19 protein-coding genes are annotated in these 22839 nt (G+C 72.2%); 14 read left to right on the top strand and 5 right to left on the bottom strand.

Annotation, left to right across the window (positions count from 1 at the left end; translation table 11 throughout):
* Nucleotides 1-19 precede the first annotated feature (19 nt).
* Nucleotides 20-976 (top strand): cation diffusion facilitator family transporter, encoded by a 957-nt coding sequence (locus ACFW1I_RS09115; protein WP_384667800.1) that lies wholly within the window; start codon nucleotides 20-22, stop codon nucleotides 974-976.
* Here ACFW1I_RS09115 and ACFW1I_RS09110 read toward each other — a convergent pair.
* Together ACFW1I_RS09110 and ACFW1I_RS09105 are read right to left on the bottom strand one after the other, a co-directional pair.
* Nucleotides 973-1755: a phosphatase gene (locus ACFW1I_RS09110; protein WP_384667798.1), complete on the bottom strand. Its 783-nt coding sequence runs from the start codon at nucleotides 1753-1755 to the stop codon at nucleotides 973-975. The genes ACFW1I_RS09115 and ACFW1I_RS09110 overlap by 4 nt on opposite strands.
* Before the next feature lie 5 nt (nucleotides 1756-1760).
* Entirely contained in the window at nucleotides 1761-2210 is a 450-nt protein-coding gene (locus ACFW1I_RS09105; protein WP_384667796.1) for a MarR family winged helix-turn-helix transcriptional regulator, read from the bottom strand.
* 131 nt (nucleotides 2211-2341) lie between these two features.
* Between ACFW1I_RS09105 and ACFW1I_RS09100 the strand changes: the two genes are divergently transcribed.
* A complete protein-coding gene (locus tag ACFW1I_RS09100) occupies nucleotides 2342-3766 on the top strand; it encodes an MFS transporter (RefSeq protein WP_384667793.1) in 1425 nt (474 codons plus the stop codon).
* A 27-nt stretch (nucleotides 3767-3793) separates the two neighbouring features.
* Here ACFW1I_RS09100 and ACFW1I_RS09095 read toward each other — a convergent pair whose 3' ends face one another.
* Nucleotides 3794-4384 (bottom strand): TetR/AcrR family transcriptional regulator, encoded by a 591-nt coding sequence (locus tag ACFW1I_RS09095; protein WP_384667790.1) that lies wholly within the window; start codon nucleotides 4382-4384, stop codon nucleotides 3794-3796.
* Nucleotides 4385-4471: 87 nt separating this feature from the next.
* On the opposite strand from ACFW1I_RS09095, the gene ACFW1I_RS09090 reads away from it, so the two are divergent.
* From ACFW1I_RS09090 to ACFW1I_RS09045, 10 genes are all read left to right on the top strand, one after another.
* On the top strand, nucleotides 4472-6079 hold the full coding sequence (locus ACFW1I_RS09090; protein WP_384667787.1) for a carboxyl transferase domain-containing protein: 1608 nt from the start codon (nucleotides 4472-4474) through the stop codon (nucleotides 6077-6079).
* Nucleotides 6080-6090: 11 nt separating this feature from the next.
* A complete protein-coding gene (locus tag ACFW1I_RS09085) occupies nucleotides 6091-8025 on the top strand; it encodes a biotin carboxylase N-terminal domain-containing protein (RefSeq protein ID WP_384667784.1) in 1935 nt (644 codons plus the stop codon).
* Nucleotides 8022-8951 (top strand): hydroxymethylglutaryl-CoA lyase, encoded by a 930-nt coding sequence (locus tag ACFW1I_RS09080; protein ID WP_384667782.1) that lies wholly within the window; start codon nucleotides 8022-8024, stop codon nucleotides 8949-8951. Before ACFW1I_RS09085 ends, ACFW1I_RS09080 begins: the two co-directional genes overlap by 4 nt.
* A gap of 8 nt (nucleotides 8952-8959) precedes the next feature.
* Nucleotides 8960-10120: an acyl-CoA dehydrogenase family protein gene (locus ACFW1I_RS09075; protein ID WP_384667779.1), complete on the top strand. Its 1161-nt coding sequence runs from the start codon at nucleotides 8960-8962 to the stop codon at nucleotides 10118-10120.
* Between the two features lie 292 nt (nucleotides 10121-10412).
* The gene (locus tag ACFW1I_RS09070; RefSeq protein WP_384667777.1) at nucleotides 10413-11468 is read left to right on the top strand and encodes an ABC transporter substrate-binding protein; all 1056 of its coding nucleotides are present in this window, start codon (nucleotides 10413-10415) and stop codon (nucleotides 11466-11468) included.
* Between the two features lie 4 nt (nucleotides 11469-11472).
* Complete coding sequence (locus ACFW1I_RS09065; protein ID WP_384667774.1) at nucleotides 11473-12366, top strand: siderophore-interacting protein; 894 nt, start codon at nucleotides 11473-11475, stop codon at nucleotides 12364-12366.
* A gap of 136 nt (nucleotides 12367-12502) precedes the next feature.
* Nucleotides 12503-13942, top strand: coding sequence for a pyridoxal phosphate-dependent decarboxylase family protein (locus ACFW1I_RS09060; protein ID WP_384667772.1), 1440 nt, complete (start codon nucleotides 12503-12505; stop codon nucleotides 13940-13942).
* Nucleotides 13929-15212 carry a lysine N(6)-hydroxylase/L-ornithine N(5)-oxygenase family protein gene (locus ACFW1I_RS09055; protein ID WP_384667769.1) on the top strand — a complete coding sequence of 428 codons (1284 nt, stop codon included), beginning with the start codon at nucleotides 13929-13931 and terminating at the stop codon, nucleotides 15210-15212. Before ACFW1I_RS09060 ends, ACFW1I_RS09055 begins: the two co-directional genes overlap by 14 nt.
* Nucleotides 15209-15739, top strand: coding sequence for a GNAT family N-acetyltransferase (locus tag ACFW1I_RS09050; protein WP_384667766.1), 531 nt, complete (start codon nucleotides 15209-15211; stop codon nucleotides 15737-15739). The genes ACFW1I_RS09055 and ACFW1I_RS09050 overlap by 4 nt, the downstream gene beginning before the upstream one ends.
* A complete protein-coding gene (locus tag ACFW1I_RS09045; RefSeq protein ID WP_384667763.1) occupies nucleotides 15736-17505 on the top strand; it encodes an IucA/IucC family protein in 1770 nt (589 codons plus the stop codon). The genes ACFW1I_RS09050 and ACFW1I_RS09045 overlap by 4 nt, the downstream gene beginning before the upstream one ends.
* Nucleotides 17506-17590: 85 nt before the next feature.
* On the opposite strand, the gene ACFW1I_RS09040 is transcribed toward ACFW1I_RS09045, so the two are convergent.
* Both ACFW1I_RS09040 and ACFW1I_RS09035 read right to left on the bottom strand, forming a co-directional pair.
* Complete coding sequence (locus ACFW1I_RS09040) at nucleotides 17591-18697, bottom strand: Gfo/Idh/MocA family protein (RefSeq protein ID WP_384667760.1); 1107 nt, start codon at nucleotides 18695-18697, stop codon at nucleotides 17591-17593.
* An 80-nt stretch (nucleotides 18698-18777) separates the two neighbouring features.
* Nucleotides 18778-20430 (bottom strand): beta-N-acetylhexosaminidase, encoded by a 1653-nt coding sequence (locus ACFW1I_RS09035; protein ID WP_384667758.1) that lies wholly within the window; start codon nucleotides 20428-20430, stop codon nucleotides 18778-18780.
* Between the two features lie 131 nt (nucleotides 20431-20561).
* Here ACFW1I_RS09035 and ACFW1I_RS09030 point away from each other — a divergent pair, with 131 nt between their 5' ends.
* Both ACFW1I_RS09030 and glmS read left to right on the top strand, forming a co-directional pair.
* Nucleotides 20562-20837 carry a hypothetical protein gene (locus tag ACFW1I_RS09030; protein WP_030493927.1) on the top strand — a complete coding sequence of 92 codons (276 nt, stop codon included), beginning with the start codon at nucleotides 20562-20564 and terminating at the stop codon, nucleotides 20835-20837.
* A gap of 57 nt (nucleotides 20838-20894) precedes the next feature.
* The gene (gene glmS, locus ACFW1I_RS09025; protein ID WP_319011375.1) at nucleotides 20895-22712 is read left to right on the top strand and encodes a glutamine--fructose-6-phosphate transaminase (isomerizing); all 1818 of its coding nucleotides are present in this window, start codon (nucleotides 20895-20897) and stop codon (nucleotides 22710-22712) included.
* The last annotated feature ends 127 nt before the right edge of the window (nucleotides 22713-22839 follow it).

Below are 22839 nucleotides of genomic sequence, written 5' to 3'. Positions count from 1 at the left end.
TCGGACATACCGTCCGATCATGGCTGACAACGGTGAGAGCACCTTCACGGTGATCGTGGCGGCGGTCGCGAACCTCGGGATCGCGGCCGCCAAGGCCGTCGCCGGCGTCATCAGCGGGTCGAGCGCGATGCTGTCGGAGGCGGCCCACTCGGTCGCCGACACGGTCACCGAGGTCATGCTGCTCACCGCGCTCAAGCGGAGCGAGAAGCCCGCCGACGAGGACCATCCCGTCGGCCACGCGGGCGAGCGGTACGTGTGGGCGATGCTCGCCGCCGTCGCCACCTTCGTCGGCGGCGCCGTCTTCTCGGTCTACGACGGCATCCACACCCTCACCCACGGCGAGGAGCTGGGCGACCCGCTCGTCTCCTACGTCGTCCTCACCGTCTCCTTCGTCCTGGAGGGCTTCTCGCTGCGCACCGGCGTCAAGCAGGTCAAGGCGGAGGCGGAACGGATGCGGGCGCCGTTCGCCCGGTACCTGCGGCTCACCCCCGACACCACCGTCAAGGCGGTCGTCCTGGAGGACTCGGCCGCCCTCGCCGGCCTGATGCTCGCCGCGGGCGGCCTGCTCGGCGGCCAGATCACCGGCTCCGGCGTCTGGGACGGCGTCGCCTCGATCCTGATCGGCTGCCTGCTGGTGTACGTGGCCTGGACGCTGGGCCACGCCAACGCCCAGCTCCTCATCGGCCGCCCGCTGCCGCGCCCGATGCGGGCGGAGGTGCGGGAGGAACTGCTGGGCGTCCCGCACGTGGTGGACGTCCTGGACCTCATCACCCTGATCCAGGGCCCCGGCGAGGTCCTGATCGCCGCGAAGGTCGACTTCCGGGACGTGGTGACGGCCGCCGAGGTCGAGCGGGCCTGCGAGCAGGCCGAGACGCGGCTGCGGGCCCGCTTCCCCTCGGTGCGCCGGGTGTACCTGGACCCGACGCCGGGCCCGCCCTCGCCGAGCAGCCCGTCCTCGCCGAGCAGCCCGTCCTAGCCGAGCAGCCCTGCGGCGTTCAGCAGATAGGCCGTCATCGGCTCGTAGAAGCGCGGGTCCACGACGTGGTCGTCGAGCGGGACGGTCACCTTCATCGTCCCCTCGGCCTCGCCGAGGAAGAGCGCCGGGTCGTTGCAGTCCGCGTAGCCGACGGAGTCGATGCCGCGCTGGGCGGCGCGGCCGGCCCAGCCGTGGTCCGCGACGACCAGGTCCGGCGCGGCCTCGCCGAGCAGGGCGAGGCCGTCGAGGATCGCGTTCATCGGCTCGGGCGAGTGGGTGTGCCAGAGGCTGGCGCCGCGCTCGAAGACGGCGACGTCCGCGAACTGCACGACGTACCCCTCGTCGGCGACGAGCCCGCCCGGGATCCGCACGATGTCGCAGCCCTGCGCCCGGAGCGCGGCGGCGACCCGGCTGTGCGCGTCGATCAGCGCGCCGGGGTGGCCGGTCGCGAACAGCACCCGCTCGCGCCCCGCGGCGGCCTGCTTCAGCCGGGCGGCCATCCGGTCCAGGGCGTCCACGGTCAGCTCGGGGTCGATGGTGTCCTGGCCGACGCGGTGGGCGGGGTCGTCGACGACGCCGCAGCGCTCCGCCATCACGGCGAGGACGTCCTGCTCGTCCGTCCACCGGTCGCCGAGCTCCAGACCGAGCCAGTAGTGCCGGTCGCCGTTGGCGAGCTTCCGGTAGTGGTCCAGGTTGTTCTCACGGGGCGTGGCGACGTCCCCCGCGATGCGGCTGCGGAGGAGGTGCTCGACGAGGGCGTCACGGCTGAGTATCGGCATGGGGCTCATTCTGCCGGGCCGGAGCCCCCGCCGTGCCGGACGCCCGCACTCCGGCCGACCGGGGCCAGCAGTCCGGCCACCTCCGGGGCGGCGCCGGCCAGCTCGTCCAGCAACTCCTCCATGGTGGCGGTGGATTCGGCGAAGACGCCCCGCCCCGCCGGGGTGAGCCGCACGTCGAAGCCCCGGCGGTCGGTGGCGCAGGGCCGGCGCTCCACGTAGCCGGCGCCGACCATCTGCGCGAGCAGCCGGGAGACCTGGGGCTGGCTGCGGGAGACGCGGGCGCTCAGCTCGCCGGCGCGGAGCCAGTCGCCCTCCCGGTCCATCACGTCCATGATCTCGAAGGCGCTGACGCACAGGCCGTACGCGTCGGAGAGGCGGCGCTCCGCGGCCTGGACGATCTGCGCGCCGGCGCGGACCGTGGCCATCCAGCGGTCGGTCAGGGGTGCATCGGTCACGCTCCGATCCTAGGCGTCCACCCGAGGCTTGTCTATGCATGCGCATGGATGTAGCGTGCGGCTTCCACTAATTCGATGCATGCGCATAGATCGATAGATCGCCATCCGTGCTCGTGCGAGAAGGGACCCCCATGAGCCTCCGGACATCCGCACCCCCCGCACCGGTCGCCGCCGCCCCCTGGACCACCCTCGTGGTCGTCGGCGCCGCCCAGCTGATGGTGATGCTCGACTCGACGGTCGTGAACGTCGCCCTCCCCACCATCGGGGCGGACCTGCCCGCCGGCCGCACGGCCCTCCAGTGGACGATCAGCGCCTACGTCCTCCTCTTCGGCAGCCTGCTGCTCTTCGGCGGGCGCGTGTCGGACGTGTTCGGCCGGCGCCGCACCTTCCTCTCCGGCCTCGCCCTCTTCGCCGCCGCCTCCGCGCTCTGCGGCCTCGCGGCCGGCCCGGGCACGCTGATCGCCGGACGCGCCGCGCAGGGGGCCGGCGCCGCGCTGCTCTCCGCGGGCGCCCTCTCGATCCTCCTGGAGGTCTACCGGGACGAGGAGCGGCGCGGGATCGCGCTCACCACCTGGAGCGGACTCGGCGTGATCGGCGCCACGCTCGGCGTCGTCCTCGGCGGGCTGATCGTCACCACGGCCGGCTGGCGCTGGGCCTTCCTCATCAACCTGCCGGTCTGCGCCGCCGCGTTCGCCGGGGCCCTGCGCGCCACGCCACCGCTCCGCACCGGCTCCGGCCGCCGGCTCCGCCTCCCCTCCGCGATCGTCGCCACGGCCGGCCTGGCCGCCCTCTCGTTCGGCCTGATCCGGCTGCACGAGGGGTTCGGCGACACCACCGCCTGGCTCGCCCTCGGCTCCGCCGCCGCGCTCCTCGCCCTGGTCACCCGCATGGAGCTGGGGGCGGCCGACCCGCTGCTCCCGCTGCACCTGCTGCGCAGGCCGGGCTACGCGCTGGCCTGCGCCGGGCTCGTCCTGGTCGCCGCGGTGATGATCAGCAGCTCCTACCTCGCCAGCCAGTCCTTCCAGCGGGTCCACGGCATGAGCGCCTTCGCCGCCGGCCTCTCCCTGCTGCCCATGGGCCTCGCGGCGCTCGGCGCGGCCGTGGCCGTCCCCGCGCTCGCCGGGCGGCTGGGCCCCGGCGGGACGTACGCGGTCGGGTCCGGGCTCCAGCTCGCCGGCGCGGGGGTCCTCGCCGCAGGCGGCGGGTCCGTCGCGCTGACGGTCGTGGCGCTGGCGGTGATCGGCGCGGGCCTGCCGGCCTGCTTCGTGCCGCTGTTCGGGGTCGGCACCTCGTACGTCGGGGCGGCGGAGTCCGGCGTCGGCTCCGGACTGCTGAACACCTTCAACGAGAGCGGCGCCGCCCTCGGCATCGCCGTCGTCGGCACCGTCCTGGCGGCCCGGACCGACGGGCGCCTGGCGGCGGGCGCCCCGGCCGCGGACGCCACCGCCTCCGGGATCGCCGCCGCCTTCCTGGTCCTCGCGGGGTGCGCGGCGGCCGGCCTGGTCATCGCGCTGGTGCTGCGCCGCACGGGTCCGGCGGGCACCGCGACCCGCTGAACCCGAGCCCCGCGGGCCCGCCGGGCGTCAGACGGTCAGGGCGTCCAGGGCGCCGTGGGCCAGGTTCCGCAGCAGGCGTTCCAGGTCGGCGCGGGCCAGCGGGGTGCCGAGGTGGGGGGTGGAGTTGAGGAGGCCGAAGACGGCGTGGACGGCGGCCCGGACCTCCGGCTCGCCCGCCTCCGGGTGCAGGGCGCGGACGACGTCCACCCACAGTTCGACGTACTGCCGCTGGAGCTGCCGGACCCGCTTGCGGTCCTCCTCCTTGAGGCGGTCGAGCTCGCGGTCGTGGAGGGTGATGAGCGGCCGGTCGTCGAGGGCGAAGTCGATGTGGCCGTCGATGAGGGAGGCGAGCAGCGCCGCCGGGTCGCCGTCCGAGGCGGCGGCCCGGAGCCGGCCGCCGTCGAGCAGCCGCTCGCTGATGCCGACGAGGAGTTCCGCGAGCATCGCGTCCTTGCCGGGGAAGTGGCGGTAGAGGCCGGGGCCGCTGATGCCGACGGCGGCCCCTATCTCGTCGACGCCCACGCCGTGGAACCCGCGCTCGGCGAAGAGGCGGGCGGCCTCCTTGAGGATCTGCTCGCGACGGGTCGGCGCGTCCATCCGGGTCGGGCTCGTGGTCATGGATTCGATTCTAGACAACCCGGTTAGCGGTCGTTAACCTGGACCGCGTACGTTAACGCTCATTAACCGAACAAGGGAGATCGGTCGATGCAGCAGGCACCTGTGCTGTCGAGTGCGGCGGATCCCGCCTCGCCGGCCTGGCGGGCCAACGAGGCGGCGCACCACGAGCTGGCCGCGACCCTGCGCGCCAAGCTCGCCCAGGCCGCCCTCGGAGGCGGTGAGAAGTCCCGGGCCCGGCACACCGCGCGCGGGAAGCTGCTGCCGCGCGACCGGGTGGACACCCTCCTCGACCCGGGCTCGCCGTTCCTGGAGCTGGCGCCGCTGGCGGCGAACGGCATGTACGGCGACCAGGCCCCGGCCGCCGGTGTGATCGCGGGCGTCGGGCGGGTCAGCGGCCGCGAGTGCGTGATCGTCGCCAACGACGCGACCGTCAAGGGCGGCACCTACTACCCGATGACGGTGAAGAAGCACCTCCGGGCCCAGGAGGTGGCGCTGGAGAATCGTCTCCCCTGCCTCTACCTGGTCGACTCCGGCGGCGCGTTCCTGCCGATGCAGGACGAGGTCTTCCCGGACCGCGAGCACTTCGGGCGGATCTTCTACAACCAGGCCCGGATGTCCGGCGCCGGCATCCCGCAGATCGCGGCCGTCATGGGCTCCTGCACGGCCGGCGGCGCGTACGTCCCGGCGATGAGCGACGAGGCCGTGATCGTCCGGAACCAGGGGACGATCTTCCTCGGCGGGCCGCCGCTGGTGAAGGCCGCCACCGGAGAGGTCGTCACGGCGGAGGAGCTGGGCGGCGGCGAGGTCCACTCGCGCATCTCCGGCGTCACCGACCACCTCGCGGAGGACGACGCGCACGCCCTGCGGATCGTCCGCAACATCGTGGCGACCCTGCCCGAGCGGGGCCCGCTGCCGTGGAAGGTCGAGCCGGCCGAGGAGCCGAAGGTCGACCCGTACGGCCTGTACGGCGCGGTGCCGGTCGACTCCCGCACCCCGTACGACGTGCGCGAGGTCATCGCCCGCGTGGTGGACGGCTCCCGCTTCCAGGAGTTCAAGTCCGAGTACGGGCAGACGCTGGTCACCGGCTTCGCCCGGATCCACGGCCACCCGGTCGGGATCGTCGCCAACAACGGCATCCTGTTCGCCGAGTCCGCCCAGAAGGGCGCGCACTTCATCGAGCTGTGCGACCAGCGCGGCATCCCGCTGGTCTTCCTCCAGAACATCACCGGCTTCATGGTCGGCAAGGCGTACGAGCACGGCGGCATCGCCAAGCACGGCGCCAAGATGGTCACCGCCGTCGCCACCACGCGCGTGCCGAAGCTGACGGTCGTCGTCGGCGGCTCCTTCGGCGCGGGCAACTACTCGATGTGCGGCCGGGCCTACTCCCCCCGCTTCCTGTGGATGTGGCCGAACGCCAAGATCTCCGTCATGGGCGGCGAGCAGGCCGCCTCGGTCCTCGCCACGGTCAAGCGCGACCAGCTCGGCGACGCCTGGAGCGCCGAGGAGGAGGAGACCTTCAAGGCGCCGATCCGCGAGCAGTACGAGACGCAGGGCAGCGCCTACTACGCGACCGCCCGCCTCTGGGACGACGGCGTGATCGACCCGCTGGAGACCCGGCAGGTGCTGGGTCTCGCGCTGACCGCCTGTGCCAACGCGCCCCTGGGTGACCCCCAGTTCGGCGTCTTCCGGATGTGAGGACCCTGACGATGCAGCAGATGTTCGACACCGTCCTCGTCGCCAACCGGGGCGAGATCGCGGTCCGCGTCATCCGCACCCTGCGCGCCCTCGGCGTCCGCTCGGTGGCGGTGTACAGCGACGCGGACGCCGACGCCCGGCACGTGCGGGAGGCGGACACGGCGGTACGGATCGGGCCCGCGGCGGCCTCGGAGTCGTACCTCTCCGTGCCCGCCCTCCTGGACGCGGCCCGCCGCACCGGCGCGCAGGCCGTCCACCCCGGCTACGGCTTCCTCGCGGAGAACGCGGCCTTCGCCCGCGCCTGCGCCGACGCCGGGCTCGTCTTCATCGGCCCGTCCGCCGAGGCGATCTCCCTCATGGGCGACAAGATCCGCGCCAAGGAGACCGTGAAGGCGGCCGGCGTGCCCGTCGTCCCCGGCGACGCCGACCCCCGGGTGGCCGAGGCCGCGCGGGAGATGGGCGCGCCCGTGCTGCTCAAGCCCAGCGCGGGCGGCGGCGGCAAGGGCATGCGCCTGGTGCGCGACCTGACCGTCCTGGACGAGGAGATCGCGGCGGCCCGCCGGGAGGCCCGCGCCTCCTTCGGCGACGACACGCTCCTGGTGGAGCGGTGGATCGACCGTCCCCGGCACATCGAGATCCAGGTCCTGGCGGACGCGCACGGGAACGTGGTGCACCTGGGCGAGCGCGAGTGCTCGCTCCAGCGCCGCCACCAGAAGATCATCGAGGAGGCGCCGAGCGTCCTCCTCGACGAGGCGACCCGCGCCGCGATGGGCGCGGCGGCCGTCGAGGCGGCCCGGTCCTGCGGCTACGTCGGCGCGGGCACGGTCGAGTTCATCGTCCCGGGCGGCGACCCGTCCGCGTACTACTTCATGGAGATGAACACCCGCCTCCAGGTCGAGCACCCGGTGACCGAGCTGATCACCGGCCTGGACCTGGTGGAGTGGCAGCTGCGGGTGGCCGCCGGCGAACCGCTCGACTTCACCCAGGACGACGTCCGCCTCGACGGCTGGGCGGTCGAGGCCCGCATCTGCGCGGAGGACCCCTCCCGCGGCTTCCTCCCGTCCGGCGGCACGGTCCTCGCCCTCCACGAGCCCTCGGGCGACGGCGTCCGGACGGACTCCGGCCTCCTGGAGGGCTCCGAGGTCTCGTCGCTCTACGACCCGATGCTGTCGAAGGTCATCGTCCACGCGAAGGACCGCCCCACGGCCCTGCGCAAGCTCCGCGCGGCCCTGGCGGACCTGACCACCCTCGGCGTCCCCACCAACGCGGGCTTCCTGCGCCGCCTGCTGGCCCACCCGGACGTGGTGTCGGGCGCGATGGACACGGGCCTGGTGGAGCGCGACGCGGAGTCGCTGGTCCCGGAGGGCGTACCGGCGGAGGTGTACGCGGCGGCGGCCGCCGTACGCCGGGCCGGGCTGGCGCCGCGGCCGCGCGACGGCTGGACCGACCCGTTCGACGTGCCGAACGGCTGGCGCCTCGGCGGCACGCCGAAGCCGCTCGCCTTCCCGCTGCGAGCAGCGGGACTCGAACCCGTCACGGTGGAGGCACCGGCGGGCGCCCGCGTCACCGACACCGGCGTGACCGTCACCCTCGACGGCGTCACCCACACCTTCCGCCGGGCCGGCGCCTGGCTCGGCCGCGACGGCGACTCCTGGCACGTCCAGGACCACGACCCCGTGGCCGCCGCGCTCTCCGGGGCCCGGCACGGCGGGGCGGACACGCTCGCCGCGCCGATGCCCGGGACCGTCACCGTCGTGAAGGTGGCGGTCGGGGACGAGGTGGAGGCGGGACAGAGCCTGCTCGTCGTCGAGGCGATGAAGATGGAGCACGTCATCTCCGCCCCGCACGCCGGCACCGTCACCGAGCTGGACGTCACGCCCGGCACGACCGTCGCCATGGACCAGATCCTGGCCGTGGTGACGCCCCGCGAGGAGGCCGCGGAATGACCCTGCCCATGACCGTCCCCGACCCGTCGCTGCCCACCCGGGTCCGGATCCACGAGGTGGGTCCGCGCGACGGGCTGCAGAACGAGAAGACGGCCGTCCCGACCGAGGTGAAGGCGGAGTTCATCCGCCGGCTCGCCGGTGCCGGTCTTTCCACCGTCGAGGCGACCAGCTTCGTGCACCCGAAGTGGGTGCCCCAACTGGCCGACGCGGAAGCGCTGTTCCCCCTCGTGAACGGCCTGCCCGTACGCCTGCCCGTCCTCGTGCCGAACGAGCGCGGCCTCGACCGGGCGCTCGCGCTCGGCGCCCGCGAGGTCGCCGTCTTCGCCTCCGCCACCGAGTCCTTCGCCAAGGCCAACCTCAACCGGACCGTCGACGAGGCCCTCGCCATGTTCGAGCCGGTCGTCGTCCGGGCCATAGAGGCGGGCCTGAAGGTCCGCGGCTATCTGTCGATGTGCTTCGGCGACCCCTGGGAGGGCGCCGTCCCCGTCGAGCAGACCGTCCGCGTCACCAAGGCGCTCGCCGACATGGGCTGCGACGAACTCAGCCTCGGCGACACCATCGGCGTCGCCACCCCCGGCCATGTGGGGCGGCTCCTCCAGGAGCTGAACGAGGCCGGGGTGGCCACCTCCCGCCTCGCCGTGCACTTCCACGACACCTACGGGCAGGCGCTCTCCAACACGCTCGCCGCGCTGCGGCACGGCGTGACCACCGTGGACGCCTCCGCGGGCGGCCTCGGCGGCTGCCCGTACGCCAAGTCCGCCACCGGCAACCTCGCCACCGAGGACCTGGTGTGGATGCTCGACGGCCTCGGCATCGAGACCGGGGTCGACCTGGCCGCCCTCACCGCCACGAGCGTGTGGATGGCCGAACAACTGGGCCGGCCGAGCCCGTCCCGCACCGTCCGCGCCCTCTCCCACAAGGAGTGACGATCACCATGTCCCTCGACCACCGGCTCTCCGCGGAGCACCAGGAACTGCGCCGCACCGTCGAGCAGTTCGCCCACGACGTGGTGGCGCCGAAGATCGGCGACTACTACGAGCGGCACGAGTTCCCGTACGAGATCGTCGCCGAGATGGGCCGCATGGGCCTCTTCGGCCTGCCGTTCCCCGAGGAGTACGGCGGCATGGGCGGCGACTACCTCGCCCTCGGCATCGCCCTGGAGGAACTGGCCCGCGTCGACTCCTCCGTCGCCATCACCCTGGAGGCGGGCGTCTCCCTCGGCGCCATGCCGCTGCACCTCTTCGGCACCGAGGAGCAGAAGCGGCAGTGGCTGCCCAAGCTCTGCGCCGGCGAGATGCTGGGCGCCTTCGGCCTCACCGAGCCGGGCGCGGGCTCGGACGCGGGCGGCACCCGCACCACCGCCGTCCGGGACGGCGACCACTGGGTCATCAACGGCTCGAAGTGCTTCATCACCAACTCCGGCACCGACATCACCGGCCTGGTGACGGTCACCGCGGTCACCGGCCGCAAGCCCGACGGCCGCCCGCTGATCTCCTCGATCATCGTCCCGTCCGGCACCCCGGGCTTCACCGTCGCCGCCCCGTACTCGAAGGTCGGCTGGAACGCCTCGGACACCCGCGAGCTGTCCTTCGACGACGTCCGCGTCCCGGTGGAGAACCTCCTCGGCGAGGAGGGCCGCGGCTACGCCCAGTTCCTCCGCATCCTCGACGAGGGCCGGGTCGCCATCGCCGCCCTCGCCACCGGCCTCGCACAGGGCTGTGTCGACGAGTCGGTGAAGTACGCGAAGGAACGTCACGCCTTCGGCCGGCCGATCGCCGACAACCAGGCCATCCAGTTCAAGATCGCCGACATGGAGACGCGCGCCCACATGGCCCGCATCGGCTGGCGCGACGCCGCCTCCCGCCTGGTCCTGGGCGAACCCTTCAAGAAGGAGGCGGCCATCGCCAAGCTGTACTCCTCCACGGTCGCCGTCGACAACGCCCGCGAGGCCACCCAGATCCACGGCGGCTACGGCTTCATGAACGAGTACCCGGTCGCCCGCATGTGGCGCGACTCCAAGATCCTGGAGATCGGCGAGGGCACCAGCGAGGTCCAGCGCATGCTGATCGCCCGCGAACTGGGCATCGGCGGCTGAGACCCGCCGCCCCCTCCCCCGCGCCCGCCGCACCGAACCGTGTGCGGCGGGCGCGATCGTCACCTGCCCTCGCGGAGAGGGGGTTTCCTGTCCGTACGAAACGGCATGGACGTCTGCCCGTCGCCCGGCACCGGGGTGGCGGGCTCCTTGCTGTCCGCGTACCCGCCGCGTACCCCGGCGGCAGTGTGATCCACCCCTCGGCGACCCGACTCTGTTGATCGGTGTGAGGTTAGGCTAACCTACCCTCGACTTGCCCAGGCCGACCCCGGCACGTATCGAAAGCGACCACGCCATGCCCAGCAACGCCCGAGCCACTTCCCTCACCCGCCGCGGCATCCTCGCCGCGGGCGGCGCCCTCGGGCTCGGCGCCGTGCTCGCCGCCTGCGGTGACGGCGACAAGAAGAAGAGCACCGGCTCCTCTTCGTCCGCCTCCGCCAAGTCCGGCTCCTGGGAGTTCAAGGACGACCGCGGCCAGACCGTGAAGACCAAGTCGACGCCGAAGAACATCGTCGCCTTCACCGGCATGGCCGCCGCCCTCAAGGACTTCGGCGTCGAGGTCACCGGCGTCTTCGGTCCGACCTACGTCGAGGACCCGAAGACCAAGGCGAAGAAGGCCGACGTCCAGGCCGGCGACCTCGACATCACCAAGGTGAAGGTCATCGGCAACGTCTGGGGCGAGTTCAACATCGAGGAGTACCTCAAGCTCCAGCCCGAGGTCCTCATCACCGACATGTGGGAGAAGGACGCCCTCTGGTACGTGCCGGAGGAGCAGAAGGCCAAGATCCTGAAGATCGCCCCCAGCGTCGCCCTGTGGGCCTCCGGCCGGTCCATGCCGTCCGTCCTCCAGCGCCACGCCGACCTCGCCGCCTCCCTCGGTGCCGACGTCCAGAGCGAGCAGGTCAAGAAGGACAAGGCCCGCTTCGAGGCCGCCGCCGAGCGCCTGCGCAAGGTCGCCCAGGGCAAGAAGGACATCAAGGTCCTCATCGGCTCCGGCGACCCGAACACCTTCTACGTCTCCACCCCGGTCCGCCCGACCGACACGCTCTTCTTCCAGGAGCTGGGCATCAACATCGTCGTCCCGACGAAGCTGGACCCGTCCGGCTGGTTCGAGCTCCTCAGCTGGGAGAACGTCGACAAGTACAAGGCCGACGTCATCCTCCTCGACAACCGCACCGGCACCCTCCAGCCGGAGCAGCTGAAGGCCAAGCCGACCTGGGCCGCGCTGCCCGCCGTCAAGGCCGGCCAGGTCTTCCCGCGCGTGACCGAGCCGGTCTACTCCTACGCCAAGTGCGCTCCGCTCCTGGAGGACCTGGCCACCGCCCTGGAGAACGCGAAGAAGGTGTCCTGACCCGATGACGAACGCCGAGACCGCCCCGTTCCAGTTCTTCTCCCTCCAGGTCGACCGGACACGGCGGCTCGGCCCGTCGCTGGTCCGCGTCACCTTCACGGGAGCGACCGGCGAGGAGCTGAAGGGCTTCGCCGCCGGCGGGCGCGACCAGTCGCTCTCGCTCTTCCTGCCGCACCCCGGCCAGGAGGCCCCGGTCCTGCCGCCGCTGGACGACCCCGACATGTACGGGATCCTCGGCGCCTGGCGGGCCATGCCCGACGACGTCCGGGCCGTGATGCGCTCGTACACCGTCCGCGCCCAGCGCACGGAGCCGGGGGACGAGATCGACATCGACTTCGCGGTCCACGAGGACGGCGGCCCGGCCTGCCGCTGGGCGCAGCACGCCAAGCCCGGTGACCGGGTGGTCGTGCTCGGCCCGGCGGTCGCCGACAACACCGGTGTCCGCTTCCGGCTGCCGGAGGGCGCCGACTCGGTGCTGATCTGGGCGGACGAGACGGCGCTGCCCGCCGCCTCGGCGATCCTGGAGTGGCTGCCGGCCGAGACCCGGGCCCGGGTCTTCCTCGAAGTGCCGTACTCCGGCGACCGGATGGAGCCGGCCACGGAGGCCGACGCCACGGTCACCTGGCTGGTCCGGGAGGAGGGCGCGCCCTCCGGTCTGGAGGCGATCGCGGGCGAGGAGCTGCCCGGGGAGTCGCCGTACGTGTGGATCGCGGGCGAGTCCGGTGCGGTCAAGGCGCTGCGGCGGCACTTCGTGCGCGAGCGCGGGCTCGACCGGCGCCGGGTGACGTTCGTGGGCTACTGGCGCAAGGGGCTGTCGGAGGACGCCCTGCGCGAGGTGCCGGACGAGACGACGCAGGACGCCGAGCGGGACGAGGCCCCGGCGCAGACCGGGGCGTAACGCTTCCGCACGTCACTTCACGGCCCCTCAACCTTCACCGGTTGGGGGGCCGTTGTCGTACAAAATTAGGTTAGGCTAACCTTACCTAGACATCACCGGTTGTAGACCGCGTCCCTCATCCCGGAAGGGCCCCCACATGCGTTCGCACCTGCTCAACGACACGACGGCGGAGAGCTACCGACGCTCCGTCACCGAAGGGGTCGAGCGGGTGGCGAGGAAACTCGCCACGACGCGCGGCCCGTTCACCGGCGTCACCCCCGCCGAACTGGCGCCCGTCATCGACGCCGTGGACCTCGACCGTCCCCTCGGTGACGCCTCCGCCGCCCTCGACGAGCTGGAGGACGTCTACCTCCGCGACGCGGTCTACTTCCACCACCCCCGCTACCTCGGCCACCTCAACTGCCCGGTCGTCATCCCCGCCGTCCTCGGCGAGGCCGTCCTCTCGGCGGTCAACTCCTCCCTCGACACCTGGGACCAGTCCGCCGGCGGCACCCTCATCGAGCGCAAGCTCATCGACTGGACCGCCGCCCGCATCGGCCTCGGCCCGCTCGCCGACGGCATCTTCACCAGCGGCGGCACCCAGTCCAACCTCCAGGCGCTGCTGCTCGCCCGCGAGGAGGCCGGCACCACCGACCTGTCGAAGCTCCGCATCTTCTCCTCCGAGTGCAGCCACTTCTCCGTCCAGAAGTCGGCCACCCTCCTCGGCCTCGGCCGCGACGCCGTCGTCTCCGTCCCGGTCGACAAGAACAAGCGGATGCAGTCCGTCGTCCTCGCCGCCGAACTGGAGACCTGCCGCGCCGAGGGCCTCGTCCCGATGGCGATCGTCGCCACCGCCGGCACCACCGACTTCGGCTCCATCGACCCGCTCCCCGAGATCGCCGCCCTCGCCGAGGAGTACGGCGCCTGGATGCACGTCGACGCCGCCTACGGCTGCGGACTGCTCGCCTCGCTCAAGCGCCGCCACCTCCTCGACGGCATCGAGCGCGCCGCCTCCGTCACCGTCGACTACCACAAGTCCTTCTTCCAGCCGGTGAGTTCCTCCGCCGTGCTGGTCCGCGACGGGTCCACCCTGCGCCACGCCACCTACCACGCGGACTACCTCAACCCCCGGCGCACCGTGGCCGAGCAGATCCCCAACCAGGTCGACAAGTCGCTCCAGACCACCCGCCGCTTCGACGCCCTCAAGCTCTGGATGACCCTGCGCGTCATGGGCGCCGACGGCGTCGGCGAGCTCTTCGACGAGGTCTGCGACCTGGCCGCCGCCGGACACGACCTGATCGCCGCCGACCCCCGCTACGACGTGGTCGTGGAGCCGCAGCTCTCCACCCTCGTCTACCGCTACGTCCCCGAGGCCGTCACCTCGCCCGCCGAGATCGACCGGGCCAACCTCTACGCCCGCAAGGCGCTCTTCGCCTCGGGCGAGGCCGTCGTCGCCGGCACCAAGGTCGACGGCCGCCAGTACCTCAAGTTCACCTTGCTCAACCCCGAGACCACGGTGTCCGACATCGCCGCCGTCCTCGATCTGATCGCCGGCCACGCCGAGCAGTACCTGGGAGAGAACCTTGTCCACGCCTGAGATCGCTGAGATCCACGACTTCATCGGGATCGGGCTCGGTCCGTTCAACCTCGGACTCGCCTGCCTGACCGAACCCATCGAGGAACTGAACGGCCTCTTCCTGGAGTCCAAGCCGGGCTTCGAGTGGCACTCGGGCATGTTCCTCGAAGGCGCCCACCTCCAGACGCCGTTCATGTCGGACCTGGTGACCCTCGCCGACCCCACCTCGCCGTACTCCTTCCTCAACTACCTGAAGGAGAAGGGCCGGCTCTACTCGTTCTACATCCGCGAGAACTTCTACCCGCTGCGCGCCGAGTACAACGACTACTGCCGCTGGGCCGCCGACCGGGTCACCTCGATCCGCTTCTCCACCACCGTCGCCTCCGTCGCCCACGACGAGGCCGGCGAGGTCTACGTCGTCACCACCGAGGCCGGCGAGACGTACCGGGCCCGCCGGATCGTCCTCGGCACCGGCACCCCGCCCCACCTCCCGGACTCCTGCCAGGGGCTGGGCGGCGACCTCATCCACAACTCGCGCTACATGCAGAGCAAGGAAGCCCTCCAGCGCAAGAAGTCGATCACCATCGTCGGCAGCGGCCAGTCCGCCGCCGAGATCTACTACGACCTCCTGTCGGAGATCGACGTCCACGGCTACAAGCTCAACTGGGTGACCCGCTCCCCGCGCTTCTTCCCGCTGGAGTACACCAAGCTCACCCTGGAGATGACCTCCCCCGAGTACGTGGACTACTTCCACGGCCTCCCCGAGGAGACCCGCTACCGCCTGGAGTCCCAGCAGAAGGGCCTCTTCAAGGGCATCAACGGCGACCTCATCGACGCCATCTTCGACCTGCTCTACCAGAAGAACTTCGCCGGCCCCGTCCCCACCCGGCTGCTCACCAACTCCGCGCTGCGCACGGCCTCGTACGACGAGACCGGCGGCACGTACACCCTCGGCTTCCGCCAGGAGGAGCAGGAGAAGGAGTACGAGATCGAGACCGAGGGCCTGATCCTCGCGACCGGCTACAAGTACGCCGTCCCCGCCTTCCTGGAGCCGCTGAGGGACCGGCTGCGCTTCGACGGCCAGGGCCGCTTCGACGTGGCCCGCAACTACGCGGTCGACACCACCGGCCGCCAGGTCTTCCTCCAGAACGCCGGCGTCCACACCCACTCGATCACCTCGCCCGACCTGGGCATGGGGGCGTATCGCAACGCCTACATCATCGGCGAGATGCTGGGGTCCGAGTACTACCCCGTAGAGAAGACCATCGCGTTCCAGGAGTTCGCCGTATGACCGTCCAGATCCGACCCCTCGACCCGCTGAAGGACGCGGAGCTGATCCACCCCTGGGTCACCGACCCCAAAGCCGCGTTCTGGATGATGCAGGACGCGAAGCTCCAGGACGTCGAGCGCGCCTACATGGAGATCGCCGCCCACCCGCACCACGACGCCTTCATCGGCCTCGTGGACGGGGAGCCCGCCTTCCTCATGGAGCGGTACGACCCCGCCCGGGTGGAGCTGGTCGGCCTGTACGAGGCGCAGCCCGGCGACGTCGGCATGCACTTCCTCGTCGCGCCCACCGACACCCCCGTGCACGGCTTCACGCGCAAGGTGATCACGGCCGTGATGGCCGAGCTGTTCGCCGACCCGGCGACCGCCCGCGTGGTCGTCGAGCCCGACGTCCGCAACAAGGCCGTCCACGCCCTCAACGAGGCCGTCGGCTTCGTGCCCGAGCGCGAGATCCAGAAGCCGGAGAAGAAGGCCCTGCTGAGCTTCTGCACCCGCGCCCAGTTCGAGACCGCCGTCGGAGCCCTCATATGAACGCCGTCGCGCACCTCACCCCCGAGCGCTGGGCCGCCGCCAACCGCGCGCTGATCCGCAAGGGCCTCGCCGAGTTCGCCCACGAGCGGCTGCTGAACCCGCAGGAGCTGGGCGAGTCCCGCTACCGGGTGCTCAGCGACGACGGCGCCACCGAGTACCGCTTCACGGCGGACCGGTTCGCCCTCGACCACTGGCAGGTCTACCCCGAGTCGATCAGCCGCCACCGGGGCGACGAGCAGCTGCCGCTGGACGCCCTCCAGTTCGTCACCGAGCTGCGCGGCGCACTGGGCCTGAGCGACGAGATCCTGCCGGTCTACCTGGAGGAGATCTCCTCCACCCTGGCCGGCACCGCCTACAAGGCGACCAAGCCGCGGATCACCGCCGCCGAGCTGGCCCGCGCCGACTTCCAGGCCATCGAGACGGGGATGACCGAGGGCCACCCCTGCTTCGTCGCCAACAACGGCCGCCTCGGCTTCGGCGTCGACGAGTACCGCGCCTACGCCCCCGAGGCCGCGAGCCCGATCCACCTGGTGTGGCTCGCCGCCCGCCGCGACCGGGCCGCCTTCACCGCCGGCGCCGGCATCGAGTACGAGACCTTCATCCGCGCCGAGCTGGGCGACGCGGCCGTGGACCGGTACGCCGGAATCCTCGCCGAGCGCGGCCTGGACCTCGCCGACTACCTCCTCATGCCGGTCCACCCCTGGCAGTGGTGGAACAAGCTGTCGGTGACCTTCGCCGCCGAGGTGGCGCAGCAGCGCCTGGTGTACCTGGGCGAGGGCGACGACGCCTATCTGGCGCAGCAGTCGATCCGTACCTTCTTCAACACCGCCGACCCGGCCAAGCACTACGTGAAGACCGCGCTGTCGGTCCTCAACATGGGCTTCATGCGGGGCCTCTCGGCCGCGTACATGGAGGCCACGCCGGCCATCAACGACTGGCTGGCGCAGCTGATCGAGTCGGACTCCGTCCTCGGGGCGGCCCGCTTCTCGATCATCCGGGAGCGGGCGGCGGCCGGCTACCGGCACCTGGAGTACGAGGCCGCGACGGACCGCTACTCGCCGTACCGCAAGATGCTGGCGGCGCTGTGGCGCGAGTCGCCGGTGGAGCGGCTCGCCGAGGGCGAGCGGCTGGCGACGATGGCCTCGCTGCTGCACGTCGACCACGCGGGCGCGTCCTTCGCGGGCGCGCTGATCAAGGACTCGGGCCTGGCGCCCGAGGAGTGGCTGCGGAAGTACCTCGACGCCTACCTGCTGCCGATCCTGCACTGCTTCTACGCCTACGACCTGGTCTACATGCCGCACGGCGAGAACGTGATCCTGGTCCTGGACGAGCGCGGCGCGGTCGACCGGGCGATCTTCAAGGACATCGCCGAGGAGATCTGCGTGATGGACCCGCAGGCGGTCCTCCCGCCGGCGGTGGAGCGGATCCGCGCCGAGGTCCCGGAGTCCATGAAGCTGCTCTCCGTCTTCACGGACGTCTTCGACTGCTTCTTCCGCTTCCTGGGCGCGACCCTGGCGGCGGAGGGCACGGTCGACGAGGACGTCTTCTGGCGGACGGTCGCGGAGTCCGTGAAGGGCTACCAGGACTCCAGGCCGGAGCTGGCGGACCGCTTCGCGCAGTACGACATGTTCGCGGAGACCTTCGCCCTCTCCGCCCTCAACCGCCTCCAGCTGCGCAACAACAAGCAGATGGTCGACCTGGCGGACCCGTCGGCGGCGCTCCAGCTCGTCGGCGACCTGGTGAACCCGATCGCGCGGTTCGCCTGACGGGTACGGCCCCGAGACCGACGCGGGCCCCGGCGGAGTACGGTCCTCCGCCGGGGCCCGCGTTGTCGTTCCCCCGCCGTGCGGCCTACTTCAGGTACTGCCGGACGCCCGTCTCCGCCGCCTCGCGGATCGCGTCGAGGAGCCGGTGGGTGGTGGTGGCGGTGTCGAAGCCGGGGGTGAGCGGGGTGCCGGTGCGGATGGCGGCGGCCAGGTCCGTGTAGACCTCGGCGACGTTGGCGACGGGGACCGGCGCGTCCGGGAGTGCGCGGCGGGCCGGGAGCGGGACCGGGACCGGGGCTCCGGTGCCGTCGGCGGCGTGCAGGGTGAGTTCGGGGCCCACCAGGGACTCGTCGGCGGCCGTCAGGACCAGGCGGCCGGTCCGGCCGTGGACCTCGATGCGGAAGCCGGCCCCCGCCGGGCCGCCGGTCATGAAGTGGGCCGAGGCCGCCGCACCGGACTCCAGGAGGCCGCCGACGACGATCTGGTCGGGCGAGGTGACCTCGATCCGTTCGCCGGTCTCCTCCAGCGTGACGTGGCCGATGCGGGTCGCCAGCGTCGCCGACAGCTCGGTGAAGTCGCCGACGGCGGAACGGAACATGTCGAGGGAGTGCCCGCACACGACGGCGAGGTGGTTGACCCCCTTCGTCGCGTCGAACAGCGCCGCGTACCGCTGCGACCAGACCTCCGGGGAGGACAGGGAGTAGGTGAGGGAGGCGGACAGGACGTCACCGACCCGCCCCTCCGCGATCAGTTCGCGCAGCCGCAGGACGGCCGGGTGGTGGCGGCTCTGCAGGCCGACCGCGTGACGTATCCCCGCCGCGTCCGCCCGGTCCCGGAAGTCCGCCGCCGAGCCGGCGGTGAGGGCCAGCGGCCACTCGCAGTAGACGTGCTTGCCGGCCGCGAGGGCCGCGTCCACCAGGCCGTCGCGGGCGGTCAGTTGGACGGCGATGACGACGAGGTCGACGTCGGGGTGGGCCATCAGCGCGGACGGGTCGGTGAAGGCGTGGGCGGCGCCCCAGACCTCCGCCGCGGCCCGGGCCGACTCCTCGCTGGTGCCGGCGACGGCGGTGATCTCGTACGCGGGCAGGGCGGAGAGCGCGGGCAGGTGCACCGCGCGCCCCCAGCCGCGCTCGGCGTGCGCGCCGACGACGCCGACCCTGATGGGGGCGGTCGCGGGGGTGGTGGAGGTCATGGAGTACCCACTTTCACGGAGGCGTCGAGCCGAAGGAGGCTATACGAAACCTCGGGGTCCCGCCCGGAATTGATCGTCCGTCACCGCCCGGCCGGCCAGGGCACCTCCGGCGAGCGGTACCAGTCGACGCCGAGGGCCTCGAAGCGGTGGGCCTGCTCGCCGAGGCGCTCCTTGTACGTGTCCCAGTCGCGGCCGCCGGCCGGGGACCAGCCGAGTTCGGCGAGGCCGGGCAGCCGCGGGAAGGCCATGAAGTCGAGCTGGGCGGGGGTGGACAGGGTCTCGGTCCAGAGCGGGGCCTCGACGCCGCGGACCGCGCTCTCCGGGACGCCGGGGAGGTACGTGCCCGGGTCCCACTCGTACGCCCTGCGGACGGAGACGGTGCCGGCCCATGCGAGGCCGAGCGGGGTGCCGCGCTCGTACTTCATGTCGAGGTACGCCCGGTCGGCGGGCGAGACGACGATCCCCGCCCCGGCCCGGGCCGCCGCGGCGACCTTCTCCTTCTCCTCCGCCGTGGTGCGGTCCAGTCCCCAGTACTGGAGGACGGCGCCGGGCACGGGCGTGGCGCCGGCGGCGAGCTGGTGCCAGGCCATGACCCGCTTGCCGTGCTTCCCGACGAGCGGCTGGAGGCGGTCCATGAGGGTGCGGTAGTCGGCGGCGCTGGTGGACCTCGCCTCGTCGCCGCCGATGTGGACGTACCGGCCGGGGGTGAGGGCGGCGATCTCGCGCAGCACGTCGTCGGCGAAGGCGTACGTGACCTCCTTGCCGGCGCAGAGGGTGGAGAAGCCGACCTCGATGCCGGTGTGCGGCTTCGGGGCCTTCCCGTCGCAGTTCAGCTCCGGGTAGGAGACGAGGGCGGCGTTGGTGTGCCCGGGCATGTCGATCTCGGGGATCACCTCGATGTGCCGGGCGGACGCGTAGCGGACGAGCTCCCGGTACTGGTCCTGGGTGTAGAAGCCGCCGGGCCCGCCGCCGACCGCGGTGGCGGCGCCGACGGCGGTGAGCGCCGGGCGGGAGCCGATCGCGATGCGCCAGCCCTGGTCGTCGGTGAGGTGGAGGTGCAGGGCGTTGTACTTGTAGAGGGCGATGCGGTCGACGTACGCCTTCACCTCCTCGACCGTGAAGAAGTGGCGGGCCACGTCGAGCATGGCGCCGCGGTACGGGAAGCGCGGGGTGTCGGTGACGGTGCCGCCGGCGATCTTCCAGGCGCGGTGCTGGACGGTGCGGCGCTCGACGGCGGCGGGGAGCTGCTGGCGGACGGTCTGGACGCCGCGGAAGAGGCCGGCCGGGGTGCGGGCGGTGAGGGTGAGGCGGCCGGGGGCGGAGCGGAGCACGTACCCCTCGTCGCCGAGGGCGGTGGCCGCCGGGTCGAGGCGGAGCCGGAGGTCGGCGGGCCCGTCGGTGACGACCGGGAGCCGGAAGCCGGTGGCGGGGCGGAGCGCGGCGGCGAGCTGCTCGGCGACGGCCCGGACGCCCGGGTGGCCGGAGGCGCCGATCCGGGTGGCGGCGGTGAGGGCGTACGGGGCGCCGGCGGGCTCGACGGAGGCGGGGAGCGGGATCACCCGGCCGAGCGGGCGGACCTCGGGCTCGGCGGCGGGGAGGGCGGCCGGTCCCGGCGCGGGGGCGGCGGTGCTCGCCTCCGTACAGCCGAGGACGGCGGCGAGCAGCAGGAGTGCGGGGGCGATCAGGCGCCGTCTCACGGGCGGTCCCCTTCGGGTGCGCGGGCGGGTCACCATGCGTACCGCCGCCCGCACTCCGGGTCAAGGTCTGGACCAATAAGCGCGTCCAGGCCGATGATCATGCGGTCTCTGCCCGATTTCGGGCAGGATTCTTGCGGGAACCGGGGGGTACCCCTCAGTATTCATGGGTGCTCGAACGCCGCCCGTCCCATGACGACCTCATCGACCATCTGGTCCGGAGCACCGCGCTCCAGCGTGGTGAGGCCGCCCGGGTGGTGCTCGACGTGCTGGCGTACTTCGACGAGACGACCGAGGAGTTCGTCCGCCGCCGCCACCGGGAGCTCCAGTCCGGCGGCGCGGTGAACGCGGAGATCTTCGAACGGATCGCGGGCGAACTGCCGCACCGGGCCGTCGCACCGCCGGAGCTCTCGCTCCGGCAGCTGCGCCGGATCGTCTACGGCTAGCCCGGTCCCGTCCAGGCCCGAGCAGCACCACCATCACCAACCGGAGGGGTTTCCTTTATGTGCGGAATTGTCGGTTACATCGGTAAGCGCGACGTGGCGCCGCTGCTCCTGGAGGGCCTGGCCCGCCTGGAGTACCGCGGTTACGACTCCGCCGGCATGGTCATCAACAGCCCGAAGAGCGCGGCGCTGAAGATGGTCAAGGCCAAGGGCCGGGTCCGCGACCTGGAAGCCCGCGTCCCCAAGCGCTTCTCCGGCACCACCGGCATCGCGCACACCCGCTGGGCCACCCACGGCGCCCCGAGCGACCACAACTCGCACCCCCACCTGGACCCCGAGAACAAGGTCGCGGTCGTCCACAACGGCATCGTCGACAACGCCCAGGAGCTCCGCGCCAAGCTGGAGGCCGACGGCGTCGTCTTCGCCTCCGAGACCGACACCGAGGTCATCACCCACCTCGTCGCCCGCTCCCAGGCCGAGACCCTCGAGGACAAGGTCCGCGACGCGCTCAAGGTCATCGAGGGCACCTACGGCATCGCCGTCATGCACGCCGACTTCAACGACCGCATCGTCGTCGCCCGCAACGGCTCGCCGGTCATCCTCGGCATCGGCGAGAAGGAGATGCTGGTCGCCTCCGACGTGGCCGCGCTCATCGCCCACACCCGCCAGGTCGTCACCCTCGACGACGGCGAGATGGCCACCCTCAAGGCCGACGACTTCCGCACCTACACGGTCGCCGGCGCGTCCACCACCGCGACGCCCGAGACCGTCGAGTGGGAGGCCGCCTCCTACGACATGGGCGGCCACGACACGTACATGCACAAGGAGATCTCCGAGCAGCCCGACGCGGTCGACCGCGTGCTGCGCGGCCGGATCGACGACCGCTTCTCCACCGTGCACCTCGGCGGCCTCAACCTCGACCCGCGCGAGGCCCGCACCATCCGCCGCATCAAGATCCTCGGCTGCGGCACCTCGTACCACGCCGGTCTGATCGGCGCCTCCCTCATCGAGGGCATGGCCCGCATCCCGGCCGACGCCGAGCCGGCCTCCGAGTTCCGCTACCGCAACCCGGTCGTGGACCCCGACACGCTGTACATCGCCGTCTCCCAGTCCGGTGAGACCTACGACGTGCTCGCCGCCGTCCAGGAGCTCAAGCGCAAGGGCGCCCGCGTCCTCGGCGTGGTCAACGTGGTCGGCTCCGCCATCGCCCGCGAGGCCGACGGCGGCGTCTACGTCCACGCCGGCCCCGAGGTCTGCGTCGTCTCCACCAAGTGCTTCACCAACACGGTGGTCGCCTTCGCGCTCCTCGCCCTGCACCTCGGCCGCATCCGCGACCTGTCCGTCACCGACGGCAAGCGGATCATCGAGGGCCTGCGCAAGCTGCCCGCGCAGATCGAGGAGATCCTCAAGGACGAGGACGAGATCAAGCGCCTCGCCACCGAGTACGCCGGCGCCCAGTCGATGATGTTCATCGGCCGCGTCCGGGGCTACCCGGTCGCCCTGGAGGCCTCCCTCAAGCTGAAGGAGATCTCCTACATCCACGCCGAGGCCTACCCGGCCTCCGAGCTGAAGCACGGCCCGCTCGCCCTCATCGAGCCGGCCCTGCCGACGGTCGCGATCGTCCCCGACGACGACCTGCTGGAGAAGAACCGCGCCGCGCTGGAGGAGATCAAGGCCCGCTCCGGCCGCATCCTCGCGGTCGCGCACCAGCCGCAGGAGAAGGCCGACCACACCATCGTGGTCCCGAAGAACGAGGACGAGCTCGACCCGATCCTCATGGGCATCCCGCTCCAGCTCTTCGCCTACCACACCGCCCTCGCCATGGGCCGCGACATCGACAAGCCGCGCAACCTGGCCAAGTCCGTCACGGTCGAGTAGTCGCCCGGCGGGACCTGTCACCCGCCGAGCGCGCCACGGCCCGGGCCTGTCCCCCGGAGCCGTACGCCGGGCCTGTCCCCCGGCGAACCGACCGGACACGAAGAACGGCCCCCGCGCTTCCCAGGAG

It is taken from the genome of Streptomyces sp. NPDC058955 (assembly GCF_042741435.1).
GTDB lineage: Bacteria > Actinomycetota > Actinomycetes > Streptomycetales > Streptomycetaceae > Streptomyces.
Note: the sequence above shows the minus strand (reverse complement) of the source record. Positions and strands in the feature narration are given on the sequence as shown.